The sequence below is a fragment of the Nocardia sp. MDA0666 genome, assembly GCF_003023875.1.
GTDB lineage: Bacteria > Actinomycetota > Actinomycetes > Mycobacteriales > Mycobacteriaceae > Nocardia > Nocardia aobensis.
Genome location: NZ_PYHT01000005.1, coordinates 239,033 through 262,975, shown reverse-complemented (window position 1 = coordinate 262,975; position 23,943 = coordinate 239,033). Strand labels below are relative to the sequence as shown.

Annotated in this window: 28 protein-coding genes; 18 read left to right on the top strand and 10 right to left on the bottom strand. The window is 68.2% G+C overall.

Going from position 1 to position 23,943, the window contains the following annotated elements; all coding sequences use genetic code 11:
* Positions 1-80: 80 nt before the first annotated feature.
* Together C8258_RS11195 and C8258_RS11190 are read left to right on the top strand one after the other, a co-directional pair.
* On the top strand, positions 81-872 hold the full coding sequence (locus tag C8258_RS11195; RefSeq protein ID WP_106955096.1) for a thioesterase family protein: 792 nt from the start codon (positions 81-83) through the stop codon (positions 870-872).
* A 94-nt stretch (positions 873-966) separates the two neighbouring features.
* Positions 967-2,472 (top strand): alpha/beta fold hydrolase, encoded by a 1,506-nt coding sequence (locus tag C8258_RS11190; protein WP_106955197.1) that lies wholly within the window; start codon positions 967-969, stop codon positions 2,470-2,472.
* A 48-nt stretch (positions 2,473-2,520) separates the two neighbouring features.
* Here C8258_RS11190 and C8258_RS11185 read toward each other — a convergent pair whose 3' ends face one another.
* A complete protein-coding gene (locus tag C8258_RS11185) occupies positions 2,521-3,282 on the bottom strand; it encodes a 3-hydroxyacyl-CoA dehydrogenase (RefSeq protein WP_062963328.1) in 762 nt (253 codons plus the stop codon).
* A 192-nt stretch (positions 3,283-3,474) separates the two neighbouring features.
* Positions 3,475-4,176 carry a hypothetical protein gene (locus C8258_RS11180; RefSeq protein WP_106955095.1) on the bottom strand — a complete coding sequence of 234 codons (702 nt, stop codon included), beginning with the start codon at positions 4,174-4,176 and terminating at the stop codon, positions 3,475-3,477.
* Between the two features lie 219 nt (positions 4,177-4,395).
* Here C8258_RS11180 and C8258_RS11175 point away from each other — a divergent pair, with 219 nt between their 5' ends.
* Positions 4,396-4,968: a TetR/AcrR family transcriptional regulator gene (locus C8258_RS11175; RefSeq protein ID WP_199195662.1), complete on the top strand. Its 573-nt coding sequence runs from the start codon at positions 4,396-4,398 to the stop codon at positions 4,966-4,968.
* Positions 4,969-4,988: 20 nt separating this feature from the next.
* Here C8258_RS11175 and mscL read toward each other — a convergent pair whose 3' ends face one another.
* The gene (mscL, locus tag C8258_RS11170) at positions 4,989-5,450 is read right to left on the bottom strand and encodes a large conductance mechanosensitive channel protein MscL (protein WP_106955093.1); all 462 of its coding nucleotides are present in this window, start codon (positions 5,448-5,450) and stop codon (positions 4,989-4,991) included.
* A 145-nt stretch (positions 5,451-5,595) separates the two neighbouring features.
* On the opposite strand from mscL, the gene C8258_RS11165 reads away from it, so the two are divergent.
* Positions 5,596-6,336: a helix-turn-helix domain-containing protein gene (locus C8258_RS11165; RefSeq protein ID WP_233225010.1), complete on the top strand. Its 741-nt coding sequence runs from the start codon at positions 5,596-5,598 to the stop codon at positions 6,334-6,336.
* Here the strand turns inward: C8258_RS11165 and C8258_RS11160 are convergent.
* Positions 6,318-6,710: a VOC family protein gene (locus tag C8258_RS11160; protein WP_083871495.1), complete on the bottom strand. Its 393-nt coding sequence runs from the start codon at positions 6,708-6,710 to the stop codon at positions 6,318-6,320. The genes C8258_RS11165 and C8258_RS11160 overlap by 19 nt on opposite strands.
* A gap of 220 nt (positions 6,711-6,930) precedes the next feature.
* On the opposite strand from C8258_RS11160, the gene C8258_RS11155 reads away from it, so the two are divergent.
* Positions 6,931-7,938 (top strand): AraC family transcriptional regulator ligand-binding domain-containing protein, encoded by a 1,008-nt coding sequence (locus tag C8258_RS11155; RefSeq protein ID WP_106955092.1) that lies wholly within the window; start codon positions 6,931-6,933, stop codon positions 7,936-7,938.
* Between the two features lie 125 nt (positions 7,939-8,063).
* Here C8258_RS11155 and C8258_RS11150 read toward each other — a convergent pair whose 3' ends face one another.
* The 3 genes from C8258_RS11150 to C8258_RS11140 form a co-directional block, all read right to left on the bottom strand.
* A complete protein-coding gene (locus tag C8258_RS11150; RefSeq protein WP_030515537.1) occupies positions 8,064-8,255 on the bottom strand; it encodes a hypothetical protein in 192 nt (63 codons plus the stop codon).
* 263 nt (positions 8,256-8,518) lie between these two features.
* On the bottom strand, positions 8,519-10,222 hold the full coding sequence (locus C8258_RS11145) for an AMP-binding protein (RefSeq protein ID WP_106955091.1): 1,704 nt from the start codon (positions 10,220-10,222) through the stop codon (positions 8,519-8,521).
* Positions 10,222-11,883: an AMP-binding protein gene (locus tag C8258_RS11140; protein ID WP_106955090.1), complete on the bottom strand. Its 1,662-nt coding sequence runs from the start codon at positions 11,881-11,883 to the stop codon at positions 10,222-10,224. The genes C8258_RS11145 and C8258_RS11140 overlap by 1 nt, the downstream gene beginning before the upstream one ends.
* A gap of 70 nt (positions 11,884-11,953) precedes the next feature.
* On the opposite strand from C8258_RS11140, the gene C8258_RS11135 reads away from it, so the two are divergent.
* The gene (locus C8258_RS11135; RefSeq protein WP_106955089.1) at positions 11,954-12,835 is read left to right on the top strand and encodes a LuxR C-terminal-related transcriptional regulator; all 882 of its coding nucleotides are present in this window, start codon (positions 11,954-11,956) and stop codon (positions 12,833-12,835) included.
* Between the two features lie 118 nt (positions 12,836-12,953).
* Here C8258_RS11135 and C8258_RS11130 read toward each other — a convergent pair whose 3' ends face one another.
* A complete protein-coding gene (locus C8258_RS11130) occupies positions 12,954-13,493 on the bottom strand; it encodes a YceI family protein (protein ID WP_036509847.1) in 540 nt (179 codons plus the stop codon).
* A 102-nt stretch (positions 13,494-13,595) separates the two neighbouring features.
* Between C8258_RS11130 and C8258_RS11125 the strand changes: the two genes are divergently transcribed.
* The 10 genes from C8258_RS11125 to C8258_RS11080 all read left to right on the top strand — a co-directional run bounded on the left by C8258_RS11125 (position 13,596) and on the right by C8258_RS11080 (position 18,834).
* On the top strand, positions 13,596-14,417 hold the full coding sequence (locus C8258_RS11125; protein WP_106955195.1) for a helix-turn-helix domain-containing protein: 822 nt from the start codon (positions 13,596-13,598) through the stop codon (positions 14,415-14,417).
* 143 nt (positions 14,418-14,560) lie between these two features.
* Complete coding sequence (locus C8258_RS11120) at positions 14,561-15,127, top strand: RNA polymerase sigma factor (RefSeq protein ID WP_083904102.1); 567 nt, start codon at positions 14,561-14,563, stop codon at positions 15,125-15,127.
* Entirely contained in the window at positions 15,118-15,702 is a 585-nt protein-coding gene (locus C8258_RS11115; RefSeq protein WP_199195661.1) for an anti-sigma factor, read from the top strand. Before C8258_RS11120 ends, C8258_RS11115 begins: the two co-directional genes overlap by 10 nt.
* Entirely contained in the window at positions 15,699-16,079 is a 381-nt protein-coding gene (locus C8258_RS11110; RefSeq protein WP_036509844.1) for an Asp23/Gls24 family envelope stress response protein, read from the top strand. Before C8258_RS11115 ends, C8258_RS11110 begins: the two co-directional genes overlap by 4 nt.
* Positions 16,076-16,399, top strand: a complete 324-nt coding sequence (locus tag C8258_RS11105) for a hypothetical protein (protein ID WP_233225009.1) — start codon at positions 16,076-16,078, stop codon at positions 16,397-16,399. Before C8258_RS11110 ends, C8258_RS11105 begins: the two co-directional genes overlap by 4 nt.
* A 99-nt stretch (positions 16,400-16,498) precedes the next feature.
* Positions 16,499-17,014: an Asp23/Gls24 family envelope stress response protein gene (locus tag C8258_RS11100; RefSeq protein ID WP_106955192.1), complete on the top strand. Its 516-nt coding sequence runs from the start codon at positions 16,499-16,501 to the stop codon at positions 17,012-17,014.
* Position 17,015: 1 nt separating this feature from the next.
* On the top strand, positions 17,016-17,204 hold the full coding sequence (locus C8258_RS11095) for a hypothetical protein (RefSeq protein WP_030515548.1): 189 nt from the start codon (positions 17,016-17,018) through the stop codon (positions 17,202-17,204).
* A complete protein-coding gene (locus C8258_RS11090; protein ID WP_106955088.1) occupies positions 17,201-17,551 on the top strand; it encodes a hypothetical protein in 351 nt (116 codons plus the stop codon). Before C8258_RS11095 ends, C8258_RS11090 begins: the two co-directional genes overlap by 4 nt.
* Positions 17,548-18,120 carry a DUF6286 domain-containing protein gene (locus C8258_RS11085; RefSeq protein WP_106955087.1) on the top strand — a complete coding sequence of 191 codons (573 nt, stop codon included), beginning with the start codon at positions 17,548-17,550 and terminating at the stop codon, positions 18,118-18,120. Before C8258_RS11090 ends, C8258_RS11085 begins: the two co-directional genes overlap by 4 nt.
* 138 nt (positions 18,121-18,258) lie before the next feature.
* Positions 18,259-18,834 (top strand): alkaline shock response membrane anchor protein AmaP, encoded by a 576-nt coding sequence (locus tag C8258_RS11080; protein WP_106955086.1) that lies wholly within the window; start codon positions 18,259-18,261, stop codon positions 18,832-18,834.
* A 65-nt stretch (positions 18,835-18,899) separates the two neighbouring features.
* Here C8258_RS11080 and C8258_RS11075 read toward each other — a convergent pair whose 3' ends face one another.
* On the bottom strand, positions 18,900-20,198 hold the full coding sequence (locus C8258_RS11075; RefSeq protein ID WP_106955085.1) for a D-arabinono-1,4-lactone oxidase: 1,299 nt from the start codon (positions 20,196-20,198) through the stop codon (positions 18,900-18,902).
* A gap of 150 nt (positions 20,199-20,348) precedes the next feature.
* A complete protein-coding gene (locus C8258_RS11070; RefSeq protein WP_036509835.1) occupies positions 20,349-21,023 on the bottom strand; it encodes a TetR/AcrR family transcriptional regulator in 675 nt (224 codons plus the stop codon).
* A 129-nt stretch (positions 21,024-21,152) separates the two neighbouring features.
* On the opposite strand from C8258_RS11070, the gene C8258_RS11065 reads away from it, so the two are divergent.
* Together C8258_RS11065 and C8258_RS11060 are read left to right on the top strand one after the other, a co-directional pair.
* Positions 21,153-22,670 (top strand): MFS transporter, encoded by a 1,518-nt coding sequence (locus tag C8258_RS11065; protein ID WP_106955084.1) that lies wholly within the window; start codon positions 21,153-21,155, stop codon positions 22,668-22,670.
* An 838-nt stretch (positions 22,671-23,508) separates the two neighbouring features.
* Positions 23,509-23,910 carry a DUF190 domain-containing protein gene (locus tag C8258_RS11060; protein WP_081879496.1) on the top strand — a complete coding sequence of 134 codons (402 nt, stop codon included), beginning with the start codon at positions 23,509-23,511 and terminating at the stop codon, positions 23,908-23,910.
* The last annotated feature ends 33 nt before the right edge of the window (positions 23,911-23,943 follow it).

The following is a 23,943-nucleotide window of genomic DNA, read 5'->3' as shown; positions in this document are numbered from 1 at the left end:
GGCGCCGTCGGAATCTCTCCACAACTCCCGCAGGTCAGGGCGAGCGAATCGGTACGGTGCCCGTGCGGTAGTAAGGATCCATGGAGGCCTTCTATCGACCCGATCCCACGGATCCCGCGCTGTTCCACTCCACCGAGCTGACCCGCGGTCCGTGGTCGCCGGATGCGCAGCACGCGGGGCCGCCGTCGGCGCTGCTCGGGCATGTGATCGAGCGCTGTGAGCCGCGGCCGGGATTCCGGGTCGGCCGCGTGGCGGTCGAAATTCTCGGGCCCGTTCCCATCGCGCCGCTGCGGGCCGAGGCGCGGGTGGTGCGGCCGGGGCGCAGTGTGGAGTTGATCGAGGCCACCGTCGCCACCGACCGCGGACCGGTGTTGAAAGCGAACGCGTGGCGGTTGCGGGTGGCCGATCCGGAAATCGAGGTCCCGGCGGATGCGGTCGCCGTCGGCGCGTATCCCGGGCCGGAGACCGTGCCGCACAGCGGGGAGTTTCCCAGCAACCAGCCCGTCGGATTCCACACCGGGATCGACTACCGCTTCGTCGCCGGCTCCTTCCAGCAGCCCGGACCGGCGGTGTGCTGGATCAAGCTGCGGTATCCGATCGTCGCCGGAACCACGCCGAGCCCACTGGAGCGGACCCTCGCGGCAGCCGACTCCGGTAACGGCGTGAGCGCGGTATTGGATTGGGAGCGTTACCTTTTCATCAACACCGACCTCACCGTCACGCTGCATCGTGAACCCGTGGGAGAGTGGGTCTGCCTGGATGCGGTCACCTATCCCGAACGCAGCGGCATCGGGATGGCCGAATCCCGGCTCTACGACGAGAAGGGACCGGTCGGCCGCAGCATCCAGACCTTGCTGATCGGCAACCGGTAACGGTAGGGCCGCTGCGCTTCTTCCCGCCACGGGTGACTGTCGAATCCCTCGGCTACCGTGACGACGTGGACGAGTGTGGCGCTGGAAGCTGTTGATGTCGAGAGTGTTTCGATGGGGTGCGGCAGTTCTCGCGGTGGCGGCCGTCCTCGTCACGTCCGGCTCGGCGGTCTCGTCGCCCGTCACCGGCATGGACCGCTTCTACCGGCAGCAGCCGAAGTGGAAGCCTTGCGCAGTGGAGACGCTGGACGCCGCCGGAGGATCCTGCGCGGCGGTGCGGGTACCGCTGGACTATGCCGATCCCGACGGCCGCACCCTGAACATCGCGATATCCCGGGTGCCCGCGACCGACCCGGACCGCAGGCGTGGTGTCCTGCTGGCCGATCCCGGCGGGCCGGGAGCGTCCGGGCTGGACACCGTCGATCTGCTGGGGGATGTTCTCGCGCCGGAGGTCCGGGCACAGTACGACCTGATCGGAATGGACCCCCGCGGCGTCGGTCGCTCCGACGGCGGCCGGACCTGCGGCTGGCCGATCGGCGAGATGATCCGCTCCGCCGGCGTCGGACCGGACGGATTCCTCACCGACACCGCCCGCGCCGCGCGTCTGGCAATGGCCTGTCTGACAGGCGATTCCGCCTCACTGCGGCAACTGACGACCCGCAACACCGCACGCGATATGGAGGTGATCCGGCGCGTCCTCGGGGAACCGTCGCTGAGCTACTACGGCGTCTCCTACGGCACCTATCTGGGCGCGGTGTTCGCGCAGATGTTTCCGCAGTCGGTCGATCGCATGGTGCTCGACAGTGCGATCGATCCCGACCGATACTGGAACGCGATGGTGCACGACTGGGGAGCCGCCGACGAAGCGGCACTGGATGATTGGGCCGGATGGGCCGCTCGCCGCGACCCGGACTATCACTTCGGCACGTCGGGCGCGCAGGTACGCGGTGCGGTCGAGGAGTTGATGAACGACATTGCCCGGCAGCCGATTACGGTGAACGGCTTCGTCGTCGACGATCATTGGCTGCCGTTCCTGCTGCACAATCTGCTGGGCAACTTCCGGCTGAACGAGAAGATGGCCGACACCGTCGCCGAACTGCGTGCCGCGGCCGGCGGAACGCCGCCGGCCGTCCACACGCCCTGGCTGACGGATACGCTGGATTCCCTTCGGCAGTACGAGGATTCGGCGCTGGCGTTCGTCGCCTGCGGTGACGACGCCGCGCCCGAGGATCCGGTGCACTACCGGTCGGAGATCGAACGCCGCCGCGCCACGCAGCCGATCTTCGGCGCGCTGGCGGCCAACATTCAGCCCTGCGCCTTCTGGCCCCGGCCCGTGGAAAGCATGACCACGGTGCGGAATTCGGTACCGGCGCTGATCGTGCAGGCGACCGGCGACCCCCGCACCCCGTACGATCATGCCGTCGCACTTCATCGCGATCTGAGCGCGTCCCGCCTCGTCACACTGGCGGATGTGCGGATTCACATGACGTTTCGCCCCGGCCTCAGCCGCTGCGTCGGCGCGGCGATCAACGGATTCTTCGCCGACGGCCTGCTGCCCGCGACCGATGTGGCGTGCGCGCCCGACACCGGAGCTGAGCCGTAGCGCACAAAAGGCCCGGCTTCCGGGGAAGCCGGGCCTTCGCGTACGAAATCAGCGCGGCGCCATGCGGATCGCACCGTCGAGGCGGATGGTCTCGCCGTTGAGCATCGGGTTCTCCACGATGTGGCGGGCCAGGGCCGCGTATTCGGTGGGGTCGCCGAGGCGGGCGGGGTGCGGGACCTGCGCGCCGAGGGCCTTGATGGCCTCCTCGGGCAGGGTGGCGAACAGCGGGGTGTGGAACAGGCCCGGCGCGATGGTGTTCACGCGGATGTTCACGCTCGCCAGGTCGCGGGCGATCGGCAGGGTCATGCCGACGATGCCGCCCTTGGAGGCGGAGTAGGCGGCCTGACCGATCTGGCCGTCGAAGGCCGCGACCGAGGCGGTGTTGATGATGACACCGCGCTCCTCACCCTCGAGCTCGGTGGCGGCGATGCGCTCGGCGGCCAGCCGGATCACGTTGAACGTGCCGATCAGGTTGACGTTGATGATCTTGGTGAAGTCGGCCAGCGGGAACGCGCCCTTCTTGCTGACCGTCTTGATCGCATTGCCGATACCGGCGCAGTTCACCGCGATCCGCAGGGTGCCCAGCTGCGCGGCGGCGTCGAGTGCCGCGCTCACCTGCTCCTCGTTGGTGACGTCGGTCGCGGCGAAGACCACACCGTCGCCCAGCTCCTTGGCGATCGCCTCACCGTTGGACGACGGCAGGTCGATGATCACCACCTTGGCGCCCTGGCCGTGCAGTTCCTTCACCGTGGCCAGGCCCAGACCCGACGCGCCACCGGTGACCACGGCGACCGCATTCTCGAGCTTCATACGAGGTCCTTTCTGATCGGTATCGGCGTCAGACTAGTCGCCGCACCACCCATAAGTAAATAGCGGTTCGCCTCTCTGCTCACGATGAAGCAGGAGACGACCCGCGATTAGTTCTCTTGTTATACCAGCTCACAGCGATCCAACTAGGACGTTCCGCGCTGGTCGCGCGACCTTGATGTTCTGCCGAGTTCGCTACTCATAGCCGACAGGGCACATACTAGAACATGTTACAGTTTCGGTGGAAGCGGCGGCAACCGCCGAGGTCGGCCCGAGGGTCTGCCGCAGTGCGGTGACCGCGGCGGTGACGGCCGCGCCGCCGGTGGTCCACGCGGTTCCGGCGGGCTGGGTGGTGAGTACGACGACCACGTAGCGGCCGGGCCGGTCCGGATCGGTGGAGACCAGACCGGTCGTATTCAGCGTCGTGGAGTCGTCGAGCGTCATCCAGCCCTGTTTGATCGCCCAGTCCGTCCCGGTGAGGGCGTCGGGGATTCCGAAGTACTGATCGGTTCCGTCGGCGGCGGTAGCGCTCGCCTGATGCAGTGCCGTGAGTATGAGATCGCGGGCCGGTTGTGGGATCTCGGCACCGATGTAGTGATTGATCCGCACCACATCGGCCGCAGTGGTGAGTGTTTCACCCCACTGAGCCGGATCGTGCGGCGGCTGGGTGGCGCCGAGTCCGATGTCCGCCGCGACGCGGGACACGATGCCGGGGCCGCCGTCGGTATCCCACAGCGCGTCGGCGATATCGTCGTCGCTGGCCGACAGCATCGGCGACAGCAGCGCGGCGGTATCCGAATCCGGCTGCCAGTTCAGGCTTTTCAACTCGTCCAGGGCGATCAGCAGTTTGACCACTGCCGGAACCGGGATGTGCCGCGGCGGTTCCGGTCGCCACATGTGCCACCGCGATTCCCGAAATCGCGAGTATCACAGCGAATGCCGCGACAACCAGTGCGCGCCGGAGCGGACGGCCGGACGGAGTGTTCATATCTTCCAGAAACCGCGCGCAGCTGTGTACAGCTCGAGGGCCGGTTGGTAGCACGCTGTCGGTTCACGGTGCGCTCGCTCCGGGCGTGTTGGTGGACGCGGACCCGGTCCCTGCGCCACGATCGAAGGGTGACCAAGAGCTCCTATCACCACGGAGATCTGCGCGCCACGCTGCTGACGGCGGCGGCCGAGCAGATCGCTGCCGACGGCGTCGACGCGGTGTCGCTGCGAGCACTGGCCCAGCGAGCCGGCGTCTCACATGCCGCGCCCGCCCACCATTTCGGCAATCGGCAGGGTTTGCTCACCGCGCTCGCGATCCGCGGATACGAGCTGCTGGCCGACGAATTGCGGGACGCCCGTGACGATTTCCGGGAGATGGCGGTCGCCTACATCCGCTTCGCGCGCCGCCATCCCGGGCATTTCGACGTCATGTTCCGGCACGACCTGCTGCGGGCCGACGATCCGGAGCTGATCGCGGCGCGCACCGTTTCCGGCGAGGAGTTGCGTTCCGGCGTAGCTCAACTGGGCGTCGCGGAATCCGCGCGACCGGCGACCGAACTGGCGGCCTGGTCGCTCGTGCACGGCTTCGCGTCACTGTGGCGCGAGGGCGCGCTCACCGACTCCGAACTCGGCGGCGCCGATCCCGAACAGCTGGCCCGGCAGATGGTCGCCACCGTCGACTTCGTCGGAGCGAAAATGTAACGACGACACCGATATTCGGTTCAGCGCTCGTGAACCATCTCGGCCACCCGGCGCTGCGCTTCGGTCGCATCGGTGTCGACGAGGGCGTCGGTGGTTGCGGTTTCGTTCCGGCCGGCGAGCAGATCGCGGATTTCGATCAACAATTCCGTTTGGGTCGGCACGGCCTTCTTCTTGCGGCTGAACCGTTTCTGCAAGGTGTTCATCGGAAGAATGAGCACGAAATACAACACCGTCGCCACCATGAGGAAATTGACGGCCGCACTGATGATCGGTCCGAGGGCGATGAACGTGGCCGGTTTTCCGGCGACCAGTTGCACGCCCAATCCGAGCTGCCCGTTGGTGCCCACGACCGCCAGCAGCGGCTCGACGATTCCCTTCGTCACCGAGGTGACGATCGCGGTGAAGGCCGTGCCCATCACCACCGCGGTCGCCAATTCGATGACGTTGCCGCGCATCAGGAAGTCTTTGAACCCTTTGAGCATGTCAGCCTCACGATCGATCCGAACACATCAACGCTGTCTCGGACCGGCAGTCTAACGGCGAGCAGCGAACCAGCAGCAACTCGTTGTGGGCTCGATCACGTGTTCGGATCCGAATCCGTCGGTCCCGGACGATAACCTTTCCGGCGTGGCCGAGAATTCGCCGGAGCTCTATCGCGAACGCCGCTCGCGGGCGTCCGCGGGCGCGATGGTGTGGCAGCGGGAGGTGACGGGGGAGTCGGCCACGGTATTGCCGGACGGCTGTATGGATCTGCTGTGGCTCGGTGGCCGGCTGGTGGTGGCCGGCCCGGATACCCGCGCCTACTTCAGCGGCGCTGCCGCGCAGACCGTGTACGGGATTCGTTTCGCGCCGGGCACCGCGCCGGGACTGCTCGGCGTGCGTGCGCCGGAACTGCTGGATCGCCGCGCCCAGCTGGACGAGCTGTGGTCGGCGCGGCGGGCCCGCGTCATGACCGACGTGGTCGCGGCGGCGCCGGATCCGCTGCGCGGACTCGAGGAGGTGGCTCGTCGCTGCGCGGCGGCGACCACCCCGCCCGACCCTGTGGTGGCGCAGATCGTGCGCCGGCTGGATGCGGGGGAGACGGTCGCGGCCACCGCCGACGCACTGGGGCTGGGTGCGCGGCGGCTGCATCGGCTCTCGGTTTCGGCCTTCGGATACGGGCCGAAGATGCTGGCCCGCGTGCTGCGGATGCGCAGGGCTCTGGATCTGACTCGCACGGGCGTGGGTTTCGCCGAAACCGCAGCGCTGGCCGGATATGCGGATCAGGCCCATATGACCCGCGAGGTCCGGGCGTTGACCGGGCGATCTCCCGGCCGTATCCGGGGGGCCGCCGCGCGCCCCGGGAACGCTCAGCCCAGCGGCGCGTAGAGATCGACGCCGTTGCCGTCGGGGTCGTGCACGGTGGCGTAGCGCTGGCCCCACACGGCGTCGAAGGGCTTCGTCTCCCCGTGGTATCCGGCCGCGACCAGATCGTCGAATACCGCGTCGACCTCCGCCGCCGAACCGCATTCGACGGCCAATCCGATCCGGCCCGCCGCGGCGTTCCAGCGCCGATCGCCGCCGACGTCCTGGGCGATGTTCTCCTCGGAATCGAGCATCAGCCGGAATCCGCCCGGCAGCGGCGCTTCCACGTGCCCACCCCCGACGACCTCGCCGAATTCGAGACCGAGCCGCCGGTAGAAGCCGAGCGCGGCCGTCAGATCGGAGACGACCACGCCGATTGCGTTGAGTTGAGGTGCCATGGCGTCACCGTAGAGCGCCGCCGGGGGTGCCGTCTTGAACGAATCGGACGGCGTGGCTGGTTTTGTCACAATTCGGGATCGAAAGCCTGGTGACCAGGATCAATCTATTACCGCAACGTGCTGACCACCACAATCGGAGTGAATTTAGGTCGAAACGCTGGTCCGAGTGATTAGCGTTTCCTCCAACGTGTTCGGGGACGCGAATGAGGGCAGGAGGGATATGGGTACCGACCAGACATTGCTGCATCGTTTCGTGATCTCGCAGATGACCGACGCCGGGATCGATCGTGACCGACTGCTGCGCGAATGCGAACTACCGGAATGGACACTGGCCGGCGAAGGCGTTCATGTGCCCGCGCGGGTCTTTTCCCGGTTATGGGAGATCGGGGAGAATTGGCTCGACGATCCCGATGTGGCGCTGCACGTGGCCAGCAGATATCAGCTGGCAGCTACCCGGCTCTACGACTATTTGTTCGCCAGTGCGCCGACCGTGGGCGCCGGCCTGGCGACCTGCGGTCCGTATGTCACGGCCGTGACCACCAATCACCGTTTCGATCTGGTGGCGGAGAACGAGGCCGAAACCACCCTCTACCTGGACATGATCGAGGGTGAGGGTCGCGGCCGCGAACTGGTGCAACTGTGGGGACTGGTCGCGGTGCTGACCCGTGCCCGTCGCGTCGTGGCGGCGCCGCTGGACCCGGTCCGGGTAGCGCTGCGACAGCCGGCTCCGCGCCGCCTGGAGGCATTCGCCGAGGTATTCGGTTCGGCCGACGTAAATTTCGGTGCCCCGGTGGATTCGATGACCTTTCGGTCGGCCGATATGGATCTGCCGCTGACCACCGCCGATCCGGTGCTCGCGGATGTGCTGCAACCGCTGGCCGCCGCGCTGCCGCCGCCACCGCCGCTGGCCTCGGCCTGGCCGGAGCGGGTTTCGCGGGCCTTGGCCGACGCCTTCGCGGAGGGCGAGGTCTCGCTCGAGCAGGTGGCGCGGCGGCTCGCCATCAGTCCGCGCACCCTGCAGCGGCGGCTGTCCGAGGCGGGGACCACATGGCGGCGCGAATTGGATCGGGCTCGCTTGGCCCGGGCCCAGGCCGCGGGACCGCTGAGCCGGGAGCGGCAGGCGGCGTTGCTCGGCTACGCGGACGCCGGCTCGATGCGGCGTGCGGCGCGGCGCTGGTCGATGGTGGCGCACACGCGCACTGCGGGATCGGCCGACTGCCAGGCCTAGTTCACCGGACGCGCCCCTGATCGCGGGGCTGCGTAGCCGCGGAGCGCTTCGTTCGATCACCGGCCTCGGCGTGCGGGTGTAGCACCGACGCCGAAGCGGGTGATCGAGCGGCACCGCGGGCTGCGCTATGCCCGCAGATTGCTCGCCGCGATACTCCAGAACGTATGCCGGTCCAGTGCCTGGAAATCCCAGCTCTCGGCGATGGCGTGGGAGGTGGCGACGATGGCCGGTACATCGAAGTCTTCGCGGGTCGCCGTGCCCTTGGCCTCCAGTTCGGCGATCACGTACTGGGTGGCGGTTTCGAAGGTGTACAACACGGTGCTTCTCCCATCGGTCGTAGCTACACATCCGGAACGCGCTGCGCGTACTTCGTCAGTCTTGTCACGCTGTCGGAATCGGGCCAGCGCCGAACGCGCCACATCCGGGCAAATGTGCCATTTTCACATTTCGACGGCCGCGAGGAATCTGCGTGAGAATTCTGTACCCGCAGGCGGTTTCGACCAAACTATTCACCGAAAGTGTAGCGCCGCCGGCAAGCCTCCGGCGGCGAGCAACTCATCGGCAAAGCTGTGGCGAACCGCTAAACGGTCGGTTGTGCAAGGACATCCTCGTAGCGGAATTCCGCCGCGATCCCGGTGCCTGCGGCATGGGCGGCCTCCTCGCGCTGCCGCAGCTCGACGCGGCGGATCTTGCCCGAGATCGTCTTGGGCAGTTCCGTGAATTCGATCCGCCGCACCCGCAGATACGGTGCGAGGTGATCACGCGCGTATTCCAGAATGGCCCTTGCGGTTTCGCGGTCCGGCTCCCAGCCGGCGGCCAGCGTGACATACGCCTTGGGGACGGCCAGGCGGGTGTCGTCGGGTTGCGGCACCACCGCGGCCTCCACCACCGCCGGATGTTCGATCAGCACACTTTCGAGTTCGAACGGCGACACCTTGTAATCGGAGGATTTGAACACGTCGTCGGTGCGGCCGATATAGGTGATGTAGCCGTCTTCGTCGCGTGCCGCCACATCGCCGGTGTGGTAATAGCCGCCCTCCATCACCGCCGCGTTCCGTTCCGGGTCCCGGAGGTAGCCGTTCATCAGATTGACCGGATGGGCGCTCAGATCCAGGCAGATCTCGCCCTCGTCGGCGGGCATGCCGGTGACGGGATCGACCAGCACCACCGGCACACCCGGCATGGGGCGGCCCATCGAGCCGGCCTTGACCGGTTGTCCGGGGGTATTGGCGATCTGCAGGGTGGTCTCGGTCTGCCCGAACCCGTCCCGGATGGTCAGTCCCCAGGCGTTTTCCACCTGGGCGATCACATCGGGATTGAGCGGTTCGCCGGCGCCGAGGATTTCGCGCAGTCCGGACGGACGCTCGCCGAGGTCGGCCTGAATCAGCATGCGCCACACCGTCGGCGGCGCGCAGAAGGTGTTGACCTCCGCACGCCGCAGCTGACCGAGCAGCGCCTCGGCGTCGAACCGGCCGTAGTTGTAGACGAAGATCGTCGCTTCGGCGATCCAGGGTGCGAAGAAACAGCTCCAGGCGTGCTTCGCCCAGCCCGGCGCGCTGATCGCGAGATGCACGTCGCCGGGACGGACGCCGATCCAGTACATGGTGCTCAGATGTCCGACCGGATAGCTGATCTGGTTGTGCTGCACCATCTTCGGCTTACTCGTCGTGCCGGAGGTGAAATAGACGAGCAGTTCGTCGCCCACCTGCGTCACGGTGGGGAAGGGGCCCGCGGACTCCACCGCGGCGGCCTCCGCGTAGTCGTGCCAGCCCTCGACCGGACCACCGACCGCGATGCGCCGGTAGTCGCCGGGGACCTCGTCGAATTTCGCGGTGTCGCGAGCGTTGGTGAGGACGAAGCGCACCTCGCCCCGGGTGATCCGGTCGATCAGATCGGCCGGCCCGAGCGCGCCCGTGGTGGGCATGACCACCGCGCCGAGTTTGGCGACGGCGAGCATCGCCTCCCACAGCTCGACCTGGTTGCCCAGCATCAAGATGACCCGATCACCTTGGCGCACACCGAGTTCGGCGAGCCAGGTCGCCACCCGATCCGAGCGCCGCGCCATCTCGTCGAAACTCACCCGCAGTTCACTGCCGTCCTCCTCGACGATCCACAGCGCGGTGCGGTCGTTGCCGCGTGCGATCACGTCGAACCAGTCCACGGCCCAATTGAATGCGCCGGTCAGCCGGGGCCAGTGGAACGTCCGCACCGCGGTGTCGTAGTCGGTCGCCAGGTCGACCAGCCGGTCGCGCGCCTGGCGATACACCTCGGTATTGGACGTCATCACTGCACTCCTGTCTGTTGCTGATCCTGCTCCGGCTCGCCGAACAGGCGGACCGAGGTCGCGCGGATATCGACCTTGCGCACCTTGCCGGTGACCGTCATCGGGAATTCGTCGACGACGTGGACGTAGCGCGGAATCTTGTAATAGGCCAGGCGTCCGCCGCAGAACTGCGCCAGCGTCTGCGCGTCCAACCGGGCCGCGCCCTCGCGCAGCCGGATCCAGGCCACCAGTTCCTCACCGTATTTCGGATCCGGGATTCCGACGACCTGCGCGTCGAGGATGTCGGGGTGGGTGTAGAGGAATTCCTCGATCTCGCGCGGATAGATGTTCTCGCCGCCGCGGATCACCATGTCCTTGATCCGGCCCGTGATCGCGACGTAGCCGTCGTCGTCCATGGTGGCCAGATCGCCGGTGTGCATCCAGCGGGCGGCGTCGATCGCCTCGGCGGTCTTGTCCGGATCGTTCCAGTAGCCGAGCATCACCGAATAGCCGCGCGTGCACAGCTCACCCGGTTCACCGCGCGGGACCGTCAGCCCGGTGTCGGGATCGACGATCTTGATCTCGAGGTGCGGGCCCACCCGGCCGACCGTGGCGGTGCGCTGGGTGATGGTGTCGTCGCGCCGGGTCTGAGTCGAGACCGGGGAGGTTTCGGTCATGCCGTAGCAGATGGACACCTCCGCCATGCCCATCCGCTCGATCACCTGCTTCATCACCTCCACCGGGCACGGTGAGCCGGCCATGATGCCGGTGCGCAGCGAACTCAGGTCGAAGGATTCGAAGTCCGGATCGGCCAGTTCGGCGATGAACATCGTCGGCACCCCGTACAGCGAGGTGCAGCGTTCCTCGGCGACGGCGGCCAGGGTGGCCCCCGGTTCGAAGGAGGCCGCCGGAATCACCATGGCCGCACCGTGACTCGTCGCCGCCAGATTGCCCATCACCATGCCGAAGCAGTGGTAGAACGGCACCGGAATGCAGATCCGGTCGGCCTCGGTGTAACCACACAATTCACCGACGAAATAGCCGTTGTTGAGGATGTTGTGGTGCGACAGCGTCGCGCCCTTGGGGAAACCCGTTGTGCCCGAGGTGTATTGGATGTTGATCGGATCGTCGGCAGCGAGTCCCGCTCCGGCCTCGGCCAGGCGCGCGGGATCGGCGGCGCGACCGGCGGCGACCAGCGCCTCCCACTCGGCGCTGTCGAACAGGACCACCCGCTCCAGCTCCGGGCATTCGGGCCGTACCCGGCCGATGATCTCCGCGTAGTTCGAGCTCTTGTGCGCCCGTGCCGAGATCAGCATCCGGATCCCGGCCTGGGTGATCACGTAGCGCACTTCCTCGCTGCGGTAGGCCGGATTGATGTTGACCAGGATCGCGCCGATCTTCGCGGTGGCGAACTGCACCAGCGTCCATTCGGCACGGTTGGGCGACCAGATGCCGACCCGGTCGCCCTTGCCGATTCCGGATTCCAGTAGGCCGAGTGCCACGGCGTCGACCTCGGCGGCGAATTCGCGGTAGGTCCAGCGCACTCCGGTCACCCGGTCGACGAGTGCGTCTCGATCACCGTGGGCGGCCACCGTGCGATCGAGATTCGCCCCGATCGTCTCGCCCAGCAGCGGCACATCCCATACCCCGTGCGTATAACTGACCGGCCGGACCCGGCCCATACTCGCGCTCACGGATATAGGATTCACGTCACACTTTGCTCTCCACCACCCCCGGAAAGGGGTACCGCCGATGGCCTCCGCCGATCTGCTCCGCCCGCGTGACGCCGATGCGTTGCGGGCCGAGTTGCGGCAGGTCTCGGCCCTGTCCGGGATGCCGGTGGTGTTCGGAGGAGAGGTCTGCGACGGGGCGCTGATCCTGAGCGAGTTCTTCGGCACCCGGACCGCCGCGATGCGCGGACTGGTGGTCTCGCCGACCTCGGGGGTGGGTGGCGCGGCCGTCGCGAGCCGGCGTCCGACCTCGGTCGCGGACTATCGGGCAGCGGCGACCATCACCCATCACTACGACGCGCCGGTCTCGATGGAGGGGCTGCGCGCCGTGGTCGGGGTACCGGTCGTGGTGGACGGGAGTTCCCGGGCCGTGCTCTACGTCGCCAGTCGCGAACCGGGGCCGATCGGCGATCGGATCGCCGAGCTGGTGTTGCGGTCGAGCCGGCGGCTGGCGGTGGAACTGGCGGTGCGCGACGAGGTGGACCGGCGGCTGCGCCTGCAGGCGGCGGCGCGCGGGACTGCGGAAGTCACCACCGCCCCGGCACTGGATGTCGTTGTCGCGGAACAACTTCGGGATCTGCACGCTGAGGTGCGTGGGATCGCGCAGACGCTCACCGACGCCGAGGCTCGCAAGCGGCTGCGCGCGGTATCGGACACCCTGGTGCGCCTGATGGGCGGGTCCGATGAGCCCGTGGCGGCCGACGCCGCGCCCGGACTGTCCCCACGCGAACTGGACGTGCTGTCGTACGTCGCCCTCGGTTGTACGAACAGCGAAGCGGCGCAGCGACTTTCGCTGCGCCCGGAAACGGTGAAAAGTTATCTGCGCAGTGCCATGACGAAACTCGGCGCCCACACCCGGCACGAGGCGGTGGTCCGGGCGCGTCGCTGCGGTCTGCTGCCGTAATGCTGTCCGCCGCTGATCGGCCCCGGATACGCGACTGCCGGCCCGGAGAACCGGACCGGCAGGTGCTGCGTTCCGCCCGGCGACGCGGCCGTAGCGGTGTGACCGTGATCGGTGTGGACTAGGCCTGCGGCTCGACGAGCTGGATGTCGAGCTCGATGGCGACCTTGTCGCTGAGCATGGCGGTGGGCAGGCCGGGCGCGACGTCGAATTCGCTGCGCTTGATGGCGCCGGTGGCGGTGAATCCGGCGTGACGGCTGCCGTCCGCGAACGGCTGTACGCCGCCCCACTCGACGTCGAGGGTGACGGGCTTGGTCACGCCGCCGAGGGTCACCTCACCGGTGACCTCGAACTCCTCGGCCACCCGCACCGGCTCGACGGCCTTGAAGTGCAGGGTTGGACGATCGGTGACGTTGAGCAGTTCGGCGCTGCGAACGTGCTCGTCACGCTGGGAGTTGCCGGTGTCGAACGAGTCGAGGTAGATGGTGGCCTCGATGGTGGCCGCACCCGAGGCGTCCACGACGAAGCTGGTCTCGAAGTTGTTGAAGCGGCCGCGGACCTTGGAGATGCCCAGGTGGCGGACGGTGAAGTTCACCGAGGAGTGGGCGGGGTCCAGGGCCCAGGAGCCGGTAGCGAGAGTGGTCTGCTCGGAAGTGGTCATGTCCACCAGATTTGCGGACCGTGGTCCGGTTAGCCACACCGCGGTTATCCTGGGACTGCCAGGGCGTGGATAAGGGGGCCCGGACAGATACAGGATGGTGTGGTGGCACGATCGGAATTCGGCGAGTTTCTCATCGCGCGGCGGGCGCAGCTGCAACCCGAGGATGTCGGGTTGCCGGTCGGCCGCCGGCGACGCACCCCCGGACTGCGGCGCGAAGAGGTCGCGGCGCTGGCCGGGGTGAGTGTCGATTATCTCGCCCGCCTCGAACAGGGCCGCGATACCAACCCCTCGATGGCGGTGCTGGGTGCGCTGGCCGAGGCGCTGCGGCTCAACGAGGTCGAACGCCACCATTTCGGCAATCTCGCGGTCGGTATGGAACACGCGCGTGAATGCCCGTCCTCGGGTCAGGCGCGGGAACAGGTCACCGATACCGTGCAGGCCGTCCTCGATGCGATGCATCCCACCCCGGCCTTCGTGGTGGGCCGGTGGCTCGACATCCTCGCCTGGAATCCGGCGTGGCGCGATTTCGCCGAACCGCTGGGACTGCTCGACGAGGTCGCCGAACACAATCTGGCCACCTACTTCTTCGCGCATCCGCAGGCGCCGCAGCGGTGGCGGGACTGGCCGGTCGCCGCGGAGATGATGGTGTCGATGCTGCGTTCGGCGCGCACACACTGGCCCGACGATCCCGGGCTCGACGCGCTGATCCAGGGGTTGCACCGATTTCCGGAATTCTCCTGCCGCTGGCGGGAACACCGGGTCACCGAATTCCGGTCCGGTGCGCTGCACATCGACCATCCGCAACGCGGCGAGGTCGAGGTCGAGATCCAAACACTCAGTCCGGCAATCGATCAGAGTGTGCAGGTGTGGCTGGTCGACCGGCGCGCCGTGCGCACCCCCGCCTTACGACTGGTCAACGAATAACCTCCGCGCCCGCGTCCGCTCAGCTGTCGATCCGGACACGGAATCCGCGGTCCGCGACTCGTGAGACGCCGATCACGCATAATCCAACGTGAGGATTCCTGCCGGCCGGTGTCTATCGATTCGAGCAGCGGAGGAGGTGCTGTGTGACCGAGGCGGCAACGGCACCCGAGGCAGCGCTGGACGACGCCACCCTGACCGGGCGCGCACGTGACGGCGATGTCCGGGCTTACGAGCAACTGGTGCTGCGATATCAGGGAGCGATGTTCCGGTTGGCGGCGCGGATGCTGGCCGACCGGTCCGAGGCGGAGGACGTCATCCAGGAGGTGTTCCTCACCGCGTGGCGCCGCCTGGCTCAATTGCAGGACGACAGCGCCTTCTCGGGGTGGTTGTACCGGATGACCACCAATCGGTGCCTCAACGTCATCCGGTCCCGGCCGGACCGCGCCGACGTGGATCTCGACACCACCGAATCGCCGCAACGTGCGACCCAGCCCGAACACGCGGCACAGGTGCACGACCAGATGGCCGCGCTCACCGCGGCGTTGCAGCGGCTGACACCCGAACAGCGTGCCTGCTGGCTGCTGCGGGAGGTGCACGGCCGCTCCTACGAGGAGATCGCCGAGATCGTCGGCACCAACACCACCGCGGTTCGGGGGCGGATCGCCCGAGCCCGGGCGCAATTGGCGGAGGTGATGAAGCCGTGGCGCTGAAGGAGATGACCGACAGCGACTACACGCTGCCCTGCGGGCGCAGCGTCGAACAGGTGTGGGACCGGCTCGACGCCGTGGAGGCAGGGCTGGCCGACGAGCACGAATCGGAGTGCCCGCACTGCGGGGCCGCGCGCGAGAGTCTGCTCACGCTGCGCGCCGCCACCCGCGAACTCGTCGACGAGCCGGATCCACCGCCGCCCGCGATGTTCGACCGGATCATGTCGGCGGTACGGGCCGAGGTGCGGCGCGGACGCATGGTGAGCCTCACCACGCCGCATCCGGGCTCGATCGAGGTGAGCGAGCAGGCCATCGCGGCGGTGCTGCGCTATGCCGCCGACACCGTGCCGGGTGTGCGCGCCCGCAGCTGCCGTATCGACGACCACGGGGCCGATCCCGACGGCCGCCACGCGATCACGGTGGCGCTGTCGATCTCGCTGCGGCACGGCGACACCACGGTCGAACGCGTCGTTCCGCAGGTGCGCGAACGAGTGCGGGCGGCGGCCACGGCCAGGGCCGGTCTGGCGCTGGAGCGGCTCGACATCACCGTGGTGGACGTCTACCAGGAGGAGCCGTGAGCGCGGGATTCGCGGAGAAAGCGGAATATATCGCCTCGGATGCGGTAATCGCTGCAGTAGCGGCTCGGGCCGCGGCCTCGGTTCCCGGGGTGGCGCGGCTGGAGCCCGGTGTTCTCGGTTTGCTCGGCCATCTGGCCCGGACGGGACGGCAGTGGTGGAGCAGCCAGGACATCGCACCCGGTGCGGGCGTGCGCGTCCGCCACAGCGGTGGCTGGCTGAAGGTGCAGGTCGACCTGTCGGTGCGGGGCGGATGCCAGGTCGGCGAGGTCGGGCAGGCGGTACAGCAGGAGGTGGTCCGGATGGTCGCGCAACAGACCGGGATGCTCGTCGACGCGGTGTCGGTGGCGATTCTCGATATCGCACCGGGAGCGTCGTGACGGCGGCCGTGAGCGAGGACGAGCTGGCCGGCGACATCGTCGCCGCGATCGAATCGGTGGCGGGATTGCGTCCGGCCGTGCCGCCGGGCGTCGACCTCGCCGAGTGGGTGCCGCGGCTGGGTCCGCACTCGGCGGTGGACGTGAGTGCCGAGGTCGTCGAGATCCGGGTGATCGCCTCGGCGCTGCCGCTGCCGCCACTGCTGGACAAGCTCGCGGCGGCCGTGGGCGAACTGCAGGACGCCACTCGGTGGGCCGGTGCGCGACTGCGGATCGTGGTCACCGATCTGGACGCGGAAGCGTTCGACACCGCGATTACCTAGATCATCGGTCTCGCCCGTGACATTTCGCCGTCGGCGGGGTCGTATCTAGTGAAGGTTCGTTATCCGCTGTATCGCAAGGGAACTGAACTGGAGGTAATCATGACCAGCACGACAGCCGGTAAGGGCGCGGAGAACGCCAGGGCCGAAGCGGGTAAGGACACCGGGGGCGGCGCGGGCCAGGGCGGAGCCGCGGCCAAAGCGCCCGCCCGAACCAGCAGCGCGCTGGTCAGCGATCAGGGAACGACCGCCATCGCCGACGCCGTCGTCCAGAAGATCGCCGGGTTGGCGACCCGCGAGGTGCGCGGGGTGCACAACCTCGGCGGTGGCGCGGCGCGCGCGTTCGGCGCCTTCCGCGATCGCATCCCCGGTGCTTCGGCCAGTGTGGGACAAGGGGTTTCGGTCGAGGTCGGCGAGACGCAGGCGGCGGTGGACCTGGAGATCGTCGTCGAATACGGCGTGTCCATCGCCGAATTGGCTCGCGCGGTGCGCCGCAACGTCATCACCGCGATCGAGCAGATGACCGGACTCGAGGTGGTCGAGGTGAACATCAACGTCAACGACGTCTTCATCGAAGAGGACGAGGATCAGCCGCCGGCCCGCGAACGGGTGCAGTGATATGAACGCCACCACGATCTGCCTGATCTTCGGTCTCTCCCTCGGTTTCGCCGCGGCGTTCGGCGGTTTCGGGGCCTTCGCGGTGGTGCTGATCTTCGGTGCGCTGGGACTGGTGATCGGCCGCTGGCTCGACGGCCATGTCGACCTGTCCGGCCTGATCCGTTCGGCGCAGGATCGGGGCCGGAAATGAGCGCCGCCGCGGAGACGGCGCCGGCGTCGCTGCTCTCCGCGGCCGAGTTCCGGGGGCGCACCACCGTGTCCGAGCGTGCGGTGCGGCGCCTGGCGGCGCGGGCGGCGCGTGAGGTCGACGGTGTGGCCGCCGGCCCCGAGGTGTCCGCGCGCGTCACGGCCGATACCGCCGTGCTGCGGGTACGCCTGCCGGTCCACTATCCGACGCCGGTCGCGGTGGTCACCGAGGCGTGCCGCGAGCACCTGATGCAGCGCACCCACGAACTGTCCGGACTGGTCGTTCCGCGCGTGGACATCGAGGTGTCCGAACTGGTCAACACGATCGAACCCGCCGGACGGCTGCGATGAACCGCAGGCCCCGGCGCATCACCCCGGCCGTACTGGTCGCACTGGCGCTGCTGGTGATCGCGGTCCTCGTGGCGGTGTCGCTGATCCAGAACCTGGGCAACGCGAAGGAATTGGTGTCCTACCACAGCATCGCGGTGCATCTGCACGACACGACCTGGCACAGCTACTGGGTGCTCGGTGTCGGCATCGCGCTGGTGGTGCTCGGTGCGGTGCTGCTGCTCGCGGCGCTGCTGCCCGGCCGGCGCGTGGTGGAAGCGCTGGACGCCGAGGAAGGGATGGACGCCGGAATCACCCGGCGCAGTCTGGACGGCGCCCTGACCGATGCCGCGGGCTCGGTCGCCGGCCTCGAAGCGGCACGAGTTCGCCGCGGCCGCAAGAACATTCGGGTCAGCGGACGTGCCGCCCACCCCGACCACGCCGATCTGGAGCAGACGGTCAACGCCGCCGTCGGCGACCGCCTGGCCCGCATCGCCCCGAAATCCGCCCCGCCCGTCAGCACCCGTCTGCGCGCGGCGCAGCAGCCGGAGCGGGTGGACAAGCGAGTGCACGTTCGCAAGGAGGTGTTGTGAGCGACAATCGCGCAGCGGCTCGCGACACCGACCGGGTGCGGGTGTCCCGCAGGTCACAGGAGGTGTTGTGAGCGACAATCGCGCAGCGGCTCGCGACACCGACCGGGTGCGGGTGTCCCGCAGGTCACAGGAGGTGTTGTGAGTTCGGCCAATCGTCCTGCACGGCTCAATCGGGCGTTGCTCGCGCTCATCGGGCTGGCGCTGATTCTCGCGGGCGCCTATGCCATTCTCGCGTACGCCGGCGTGCTGCACTGGGTCGATCGGGATGCGCCGCTGGTGCCCGGCACCGCCGAGCCGTCGCAGTGGGTGTTCGTGGCGGTGGTGGCGGGCGCGGTGGTCGTGGGCCTGGCGGCGCTGCGGTGGCTGGCCGCCCAGTTCGCGCGGCTGCCGGCGCGGATGCGCTGGCATATCGGCACGGTCGGTAATTCCGGTGAGACGCTGATGGATTCGAATGTCGCGGCCGCTCCGGTGGCGACCGATATCGAGTCCTATCCGGAGGTGCGGTCGGCGCAGGCCAGGCTGTCGGGCCCGGGTCGCGCACCGGAACTGCACCTGGTGGTCACGGCGGAGCCCGACGCCGATCTGACCGCGCTGCGCCGGCGCATTCTCTCCGATGCGGTGGGCCGGCTGCGGCAGGCGCTGGAGGTCGACGCCGTGCCGGTGTCGCTGGAGTTGCGGCTCGCCGATCGCGGCCGCACCGCGCGGGCGAGGTAGCGGCCGCACCGCAGACGAAACAGCCTCGCCGCCACCGTTTCCCGGAGCCGGAGGAGGCAATCCGTTCAGTCGAGGGACCCGAGAACCCGCTCGACATAAGCGTTGGCGAAGCGCCCCTTCGGGTCCAGCCGCCGTCGCACATCCTGGAAGCGATCCCACTCCGGATAGCGTCCGCGCAGCGTTTCCGCGGTCTGGAAGTGGCGCTTACCCCAGTGCGGGCGGCCGTGGTAGCGATCGAAAATCGCTTCGCAGGCACGGAAATACGGTTCGTAGTCCATGCCGCGGTACTGGTGCACGGCGATGTAGCAGGTGTCGCGACCTCCGGCGGGGGACAGGAACGCGTCGTCGGGCGCCACGAACCGCACCTCGGTCGGCATCGGCGAATCGAAGTGCTGCCCAACGGCTTTGATGTCGCGGATGGCGTCGACGGCGTATTCGCGCGGGATGGCATATTCCATCTCGGTGAAGCGAAACAGCCTGGGGGAGGCGAAGACTCGGTAGGAGCGGTCGATCTGGCGGCGGTAGCTGCCGGCATAGGCCGCGCCGCGGTGGATCCACGGGATCAGGCTCGGTTGCCGGCGGGCGAGGCGGCACAGCGCGTCGAAGGTGTGGTTGGACATCAGGATGTCGGCGAACCAGTCCACGGCCTTGGCGCGGGGCTGTTCGGCGAGCTGGACGCGGTTGTTGCGCTTGGTCATCGCCAGTGGGCTGTGCGCGAACATGTAGAACTCGAAATGTTCGTTGCCGTCGACGAATTCGTCGAGATCGGTCAGCACCTCCTCGACCGGAACGGGCCGCTCGACTCCCTCGAGGACGAACGACGGCACCAGCTGCAACGTCACCGCGGTGACCACACCGAGTGCGCCGAGGTTCACCCGTGCCGCGCGCCAGCCGTCGGGATCGCTGCGTTCGTCGAGTTCGATCACGCTTCCGTCGGCGAGCATCAGTTCCACCGAATGCAGTGCGGCGGAGATGTTCTGCAGTGCCGCGCCGGTGCCGTGGGTGGCGGTCGCGGTAGCGCCGGCGATGGACTGCACATCGATGTCGCCGAGGTTGGGGAAGGCCAGGCCGAGCGGGTGCAGGGCGGTGCTCAGCTCGTTCAGCGTCGCACCCGCCTCCACTCGCGCCAGGCCCGTGGCGCGGTCGACCTGCAGAATCCGGTTCAGCTGCGAGAGCTGCAACAGGGTGCCGTCGGTGAGCACGGTGTCGGTGAACGAATGTCCGGCTCCGGCCACGCGCACGGTATGGCCCTCGGCCTCGGCCCGGGCCAGGAGTTCGGCGACGTCGTCACGTGTGCGCGGAGCGGCGTAGGTGGCCGGCGCGCACCGTTGATCGCCGGCCCAGTTCACCCACGAATTGGTCATGCGTCCAACTTTAGAACATGGCCGAACTGTGCGCCAGCCCTCGTTCGAGCGCGAACGTGTCCGATCACACGTCCGCGATCGGGATGCGGCACTTACGTTGCGGGGTGATCGCTCGGTAACGTTGGCGGGTGCACGGTGCCGGACAGGGAATTACCTTCTGCGGCAGGCGAATACGGCTTCCTTCGCTTGATCGACGTCGTCGTCGTTCAGAGGCGGAACAGTCAGCTGTTGCCGCGGGATGCAGTCGCCGCGCACGCCGTCCAGGACGATGGCCATGTAGCGGCGCCAGACCTCGGGATTCACCGGCTTGGCGAAGCTTGCGATCGCCTCCACCATGTTGATCATCGCGAAGAAGTCCGACGCGGCGATGCCGGGTCGCAGGACGCCCTCGGCGGCGGCCTTGTCGAACAGGCGGGTGACCATCGGCTTGATCCGTTCGCGAACCGAGACGAAGCGCTCCATGGCGTCGGGCAGCTCGAGCATCACCTCACCGAAGCCGCGGTTGCTGGCCATATGTTCGCAGCACCACTCGAACAGCACGGTCAGTCCGTGCCAGGTGTCGGGATCGGCATAGGCGGCCTCGGTCGCCTCGGCCATATCGGTGACGGTCTGGTCGAAGACCTCGCCGATGAGCTCCTGCTTGTTCGCGAAGCGCCGGTAGACCGTGCCCACGCCCACGCCGGCCGCCTCCGCGACGTCGTCGAGGGTCACCTCCAGGCCGCGATCGGCGAACAGATCTCTGGCCGCTCTGAGGATCCGCGCGTGGTTGCGGGCGGCATCGGCGCGCAGGCGCCGGGGAGCGGGAGCGGCCGTGGCGTGATTCACACCGTGATATTACCAAGTTCGGGGATTAACCGGAGGCGCTCTCTCCGTTATCGTGATAGCTTTCCATGCAAGCGGAGGCAACTCCTCCACTTCAACTTCCACCTCAACCGCCGTCGGACAAGGAACCCCATGACATCCGCGATCGATCTCGAAAAGAGCCGGTCGGACCTGCCGTCGAGGCACTCGTCCGGCTCCGCGGGCCGCCGTGGCTCGCATGCAATGCGCTGGTGGGTGCTCGCCGTGCTCGGCGTCGCCCAGCTGATGGTCGTGCTGGACGCGACCGTGGTGAATATCGCACTTCCCGAGGCCCAATTGGACCTCGGCTTCTCCAACGCCGACCGCCAGTGGGTGGTCACCGGTTACGCCCTGGCCTTCGGCAGCCTCCTGCTGCTGGGCGGCCGGCTGAGCGATCTGTTCGGCAGGCGCACCACCTTCATCATCGGACTGGTCGGCTTCGCGGTCGCCTCCGCGGTCGGTGGCGCGGCCAACGGCTTCGAAATGCTCGTGGTGGCTCGTGTCGCCCAGGGTGTGTTCGGCGCGCTGCTCGCGCCCGCCGCGTTGTCGCTGCTGACGGTGACCTTCACCGAACCGTCGGAGCGGGCCAAGGCCTTCGGCATCTTCGGTGCCGTCGCCGGTACCGGTGGCGCGCTCGGTCTGCTGCTCGGTGGCGCGCTCACCGAATGGGCCTCGTGGCGCTGGGTGATGTACGTCAACCTGATCTTCGCCGCCGTCGCGCTGGTCGGCGCCGTGCTGCTGCTGGCCAAGCACACCGCCGAGCACCGGCCCAAGCTCGACATCCCGGGCACGATCACGGTCAGTGCCGCCCTGTTCGGCATCGTCTACGGCTTCTCGCACGCGGAGTCGCACGGCTGGTCGAACGGGCTCACCCTGACCTTCCTCATCGGCGGTGCGGTGCTGCTGGGCGTGTTCGCGTGGCTCCAGACCCGGGTCGAGCACCCGCTGCTGCCGCTGCGGATCCTGCTCGACCGCACCCGGGCCGGTTCCTACATGACGGTCTTCGTCATGGGTATCGGGATGTTCGCGATCTTCCTGTTCCTGACCTACTACATGCAGCTGACGCTGAAGTACTCGCCGATCATGACCGGCGTCGCGTTCCTGCCGATGATCGCGGCGATGATCGCCTCCTCGACCACGGTGCCCTCGCTGCTGCTGCCCAGGATCGGACCGAAGATCACCGTCGCCTCCGGCTTCCTGATCGCGGCCGCCGGGATGGCGTGGCTGACCCGGATCGGACTGGACACCGGCTACGCCTCGCACATCCTCCCGGCGCTGATCCTGCTGGGCCTGGGTCTCGGTGGCGCCATGTCGACCGCCTTCCAGGGTTCGACCGCCGGTGTGCACCACGAGGACGCCGGTGTGGCCTCGGCGATGGTGAACACCAGCCAGCAGGTCGGTGGTTCGATCGGTACCGCGTTGCTGAGCACCATCGCGTCCTCGGCGGCGGCGAACTACCTGTCCGGCCGCCAGCCCACCCAGCTCGCGGTCGCCGAATCGCTGATCAAGAGCTACACCACCAGCTTCTGGTGGGCGACAGCGATTTTCGTGGTCGGCGCGGTCGCCGCGGCGGTGCTGATGCCCAGCACCGCACCGGCCCCGGCCGAGGGCGAGCCGGTGCTGGCGCACTGAGCACGACCGCGGTCACAGGGTGAATCGCCCTGCGTGACAATCGGATAGGTGCCCCGGACTCGACGAGTCCGGGGCACCGTCGTCTATCGGTGCGGGTCGCGCTGGGTGAAGTCCGCGAACGGGTCCGCCGCTGTCCCGAGTGCGTACGGCACGGGCCGCGTCGTCTCGTCGCCGGAGCCACCGGCCGGCCGCGGCGACACGAGGGACGCGCCCGAGCGTCGGTCGGTGGCTACTGCCGTGGACGGGGCCGCGATGCGCCGGCGCCCGTCCGGGCAGTGACCGGTGCGAATTCGGTTGCTCCTCTCCGTGCCGCCGGAGAGCAAACCGACGGCTAGCGGAAGGGCGGCGCTGGTGAAGCGGTTCGGGACGGGGGCTGCCGAGTCGTGTGCGGCACCGCGGATCGCGGATGGGAGCCGAACAGGGCAGGCCGAATCCGTCGCCCGGACATCGCCCGGTCGGGGCCGCGCAGTCGATGTGGCGGGCCCGCGCGACCCGGATGCCGGGCCGCGGCGCGATCGCTGACAGTTAGCATGTCTCCACACATTCGGTCGGGCAGGGAGGTGCACCAGGTGGGTTCGCGAACCGGCGCCGCGGTGGTGGTCACGCCGGAGGGGCCGAGCGTGGTCCGGACGAGTTTTTGCTCGTCGCAAGCGAATCCGTTAGTCTGGACAGCTCTCTGTGGCATATGCGACCGCTGCTCCGCCCGATCGGACGACGCTCTAGACTGCACGGATCGGGTGTGGTGGGTCCGCCGCTCGGATCGGTGGGCGGACGGTGGTGACAGCGCGCGGCGCGGCAGAACGGACAACTGGTACGGCACGACGACAGGGGGTTGGCGATGAGTGAAGCACCGGACGAGTCCGCGATGCAGATCGTCACCGAAGCCGATGCGTGGCAGCCGGATCCACGCTGGCGATCCGCGGCCCGCTTGACGGTGCTGCTGGGTGAGGACGACCACTACAAGCATCGGCCCCGCTATCACGAGATCGTGCGGCGGGCGCGCGACAGCGGCCTGGCCGGGGCCAGCGTCTGGCGCGGTATGGAGGGCTACGGCGTCTCCTCGCGCATCCACACCACCCGCATGCTGGATCTCGCCGAGAACCTGCCCGTGATGGTGATGATCATCGACGATTCGCAGCTGCTGCGCGATTTCGTGGTGGCCAATGCCGAACTCTTCGAATCCGGGACCGTGACCCTGTCCGCGGTCCAGGTGTGGCAGTCGGGCGGGGTGTCGCCGTGATTGTGATGACGAGCCGGGCGCAGGCGCCGAGGA

Bases quoted from the DNA above. Each gene is read 5' to 3' on its own strand.
- C8258_RS11140 (WP_106955090.1), bottom strand. From the start codon at position 11,883: ATGGGCCGGGTCCGGCCGGTCAGTTATACGCACGGGGTATGGGATGTG.
- C8258_RS11085 (WP_106955087.1), top strand. From the start codon at position 17,548: ATGAACCGCAGGCCCCGGCGCATCACCCCGGCCGTACTGGTCGCACTG.
- C8258_RS11095 (WP_030515548.1), top strand. From the start codon at position 17,016: ATGAACGCCACCACGATCTGCCTGATCTTCGGTCTCTCCCTCGGTTTC.
- C8258_RS11130 (WP_036509847.1), bottom strand. From the start codon at position 13,493: ATGACCACTTCCGAGCAGACCACTCTCGCTACCGGCTCCTGGGCCCTG.
- C8258_RS11160 (WP_083871495.1), bottom strand. From the start codon at position 6,710: ATGGCACCTCAACTCAACGCAATCGGCGTGGTCGTCTCCGATCTGACG.
- mscL (WP_106955093.1), bottom strand. From the start codon at position 5,450: ATGCTCAAAGGGTTCAAAGACTTCCTGATGCGCGGCAACGTCATCGAA.
- C8258_RS11075 (WP_106955085.1), bottom strand. From the start codon at position 20,198: ATGACCAATTCGTGGGTGAACTGGGCCGGCGATCAACGGTGCGCGCCG.
- C8258_RS11195 (WP_106955096.1), top strand. From the start codon at position 81: ATGGAGGCCTTCTATCGACCCGATCCCACGGATCCCGCGCTGTTCCAC.
- C8258_RS11155 (WP_106955092.1), top strand. From the start codon at position 6,931: ATGGGTACCGACCAGACATTGCTGCATCGTTTCGTGATCTCGCAGATG.
- C8258_RS11060 (WP_081879496.1), top strand. From the start codon at position 23,509: ATGAGTGAAGCACCGGACGAGTCCGCGATGCAGATCGTCACCGAAGCC.
- C8258_RS11135 (WP_106955089.1), top strand. From the start codon at position 11,954: ATGGCCTCCGCCGATCTGCTCCGCCCGCGTGACGCCGATGCGTTGCGG.
- C8258_RS11090 (WP_106955088.1), top strand. From the start codon at position 17,201: ATGAGCGCCGCCGCGGAGACGGCGCCGGCGTCGCTGCTCTCCGCGGCC.
- C8258_RS11100 (WP_106955192.1), top strand. From the start codon at position 16,499: ATGACCAGCACGACAGCCGGTAAGGGCGCGGAGAACGCCAGGGCCGAA.
- C8258_RS11065 (WP_106955084.1), top strand. From the start codon at position 21,153: ATGACATCCGCGATCGATCTCGAAAAGAGCCGGTCGGACCTGCCGTCG.
- C8258_RS11185 (WP_062963328.1), bottom strand. From the start codon at position 3,282: ATGAAGCTCGAGAATGCGGTCGCCGTGGTCACCGGTGGCGCGTCGGGT.
- C8258_RS11145 (WP_106955091.1), bottom strand. From the start codon at position 10,222: ATGACGTCCAATACCGAGGTGTATCGCCAGGCGCGCGACCGGCTGGTC.
- C8258_RS11180 (WP_106955095.1), bottom strand. From the start codon at position 4,176: ATGTGGCGACCGGAACCGCCGCGGCACATCCCGGTTCCGGCAGTGGTC.
- C8258_RS11190 (WP_106955197.1), top strand. From the start codon at position 967: ATGTCGAGAGTGTTTCGATGGGGTGCGGCAGTTCTCGCGGTGGCGGCC.